The organism is Paenibacillus sp. P4_E11 (assembly GCF_056401635.1).
The window spans coordinates 1-2,253 of the sequence record NZ_JBFUIX010000350.1; the positions used below are offsets into that span (position 1 = coordinate 1).

2 protein-coding genes are annotated in these 2,253 nt (G+C 49.1%); one reads left to right on the plus strand and one right to left on the minus strand.

Annotated elements, in window-relative coordinates:
* Positions 1–157: 157 nt before the first annotated feature.
* Positions 158–559, minus strand: a complete 402-nt coding sequence (locus AC1DWB_RS33860) for a VOC family protein (RefSeq protein ID WP_477545469.1) — start codon at positions 557–559, stop codon at positions 158–160.
* Between the two features lie 153 nt (positions 560–712).
* On the opposite strand from AC1DWB_RS33860, the gene AC1DWB_RS33865 reads away from it, so the two are divergent.
* Positions 713–2,253: ABC transporter ATP-binding protein (locus AC1DWB_RS33865; RefSeq protein WP_477545470.1), on the plus strand; the 1,541-nt coding region annotated here is incomplete at its 3' end.

Consider the following 2,253-nt stretch of genomic DNA (forward strand, 5'->3'; position numbering starts at 1 on the left):
GTGGCAAAGTGTGGATTATACGCCAACACTTTGAAGTGGAGAGCTTCGCAATACCAGACTATAGCTTGGTCCAGATCCCGGACATACATGGTGGGGATGATGGAAGTAATGAATGGATTAGCTGTAACGGGGCCGATAGAGTTACTCATGGATGTACTCATTGAGACACACCTCCCCCGAAAGCGATGATATATCCATCTACATCCTGGACGGCGAATTCATTCCAATGCTGACCCCGGTTCAACCCATATGCAATCGTGGCACCCGCTCTGTTGAATTCCTCGAACAGCAGATCGGCGTAATTGGTGTAAGCAAATGCATCCCACTGTGGCCCGCCTTCCACTGACGTAATCGGACGGACGAGCGCCGGATCTGCAGCAGGATGGAGGATGAGGGTCAGATTACCTCTGGATACGTGAATATGCTTGATGTGCGGGCCGCCGATTTCTTCGTAGTTGAATCCAAGCGACTGGTAGAAACGGGATGAGCGTGAGGCATCGGCAACAAGAAAAACATGGGATGATCCTTCAATGGTTGCCTGTGTAGGGTTGGCGTTCATGGACTTCCTCCTCTAATATAGACGTTCAATTGTATAATGCCGCCATCTGCGCAAACTAAGGTTATTATTTCCATTATACTCGATATTTCCGTCGAATTTATAGGCTGCGTATGATACTCTTTGGGTAAGATTGCCATACAAGGAGTTGGATGCATGCAGCTTGATTCAGGGAAACGAAGTGTGTTACAAGTGGTCAGAAGAAAAGGGTTCAGGCAGTTTCTGAGTCTGTGCAACAAGTTTAAAGCATTATACATCACCGTTATTTTGCTGCAGATCGGCGTGACCGGAGCCTCACTCTTGTTCGCGGAAACGAATCGCAGGCTATTCGACCTTGCCCCGCACATCCCGAAGGACGAGCTGATCAAGCTGCTGCTGGCCTTTACCGGGTTTATAGGTCTTGGTCTTGTGTTCACCCTGACAGCACGTGTGTTCAACCAAATCGTGAATACGAACATAGTTTTCGCCATGAGGGAGATGGTGCTTACTCAACTCACACGTCTCTCGCTCAGTTATCATGAGAATAAGAATAGCTCCCATTCCAAAAACATCTTGTTTAACGAGCTCGAAGTGTTCAAGCATTTCGTCGTATTCGATATTCTCCGCTTAATCTCCTTGCCCATCTCGTTCCTGTCTGTAGGCATTTATCTCATGGTCGTACATCCTGTTCTCGGCATAATCGCGCTTGCAGTAGGTCCTCTACAGTTAATCAGCAATCTGATCATTAAGGAGAGATATAAGGATCTGGTAGCGAAGCAGCAGGAGATGGGGCGAGAGTGGATTTTTCATATGGGGGAAACGCTTGCGGGTATGAGAGAGATCAAGATGAATCAATTGGAACAGAGTTCGCTCCAAAGAGTGAAGGGCGTCTTCAAAGCCAGCATTCATTTGTGGATCTCGATCGAGAAAATGTGGGCCGTCCGTGAAGCAGTTCGAGCCATACCTGAGAAACTGGGTTTCATTATTGGTGTAGCGGTAGGTGCTGTCATGATGGTGAATGGTGAAATTGGAGTGGGGGGTCTCGTTGCGTTCATCACGCTGTTGGACAAGGCTGCTGCCCCGTTCACAAGTATCGTGGAGATCATCAACTCTTTGCAGAAAGTATCGGCAGGCGCAGAGAAACTGTTGGATGTCATGGAGATGGAGCCGGAGGACAATGGGCAGGGTGTTGTTCTTCGATCAGCCGCACCATCTATTACATTCGATCAGGTTGACTTTCAATATGAGGAAGGCAGGCAGGTGTTGAATAACATCAGCTTCTCAATTCCTGCTGGCTCATCTGTGGCTTTCGTTGGTCCGAGTGGAGGGGGGAAGAGTACGATTGTGAAGCTGCTGTACCGATTCTATAACCCGCAATCCGGGACGATCCGTGTGAACGGGCTCCCTATTGATGATTATCATGTGGCCTCCTTGCGTGGGAACTTGGCTTCCGTATCGCAGGATGTGCACTTATTCGACGGGACGATCCGAGACAATATAGCGATAGGAGCGGGAGACGCGGCAGCGAGTGAGGAGGATATTCAGAGGGCGGCAATGCTGTCGCAATCCCAGACATTCATTACCAATCTGCCGGAACAAATGGAGACTAAGGTGGGCGAACGAGGGATCAAGCTGTCGCAAGGGCAAAAACAACGTATTGCGATAGCAAGAGCTATTATGCGGAACGCATCGGTAGTGATCCTGGACGAGCCTACTTC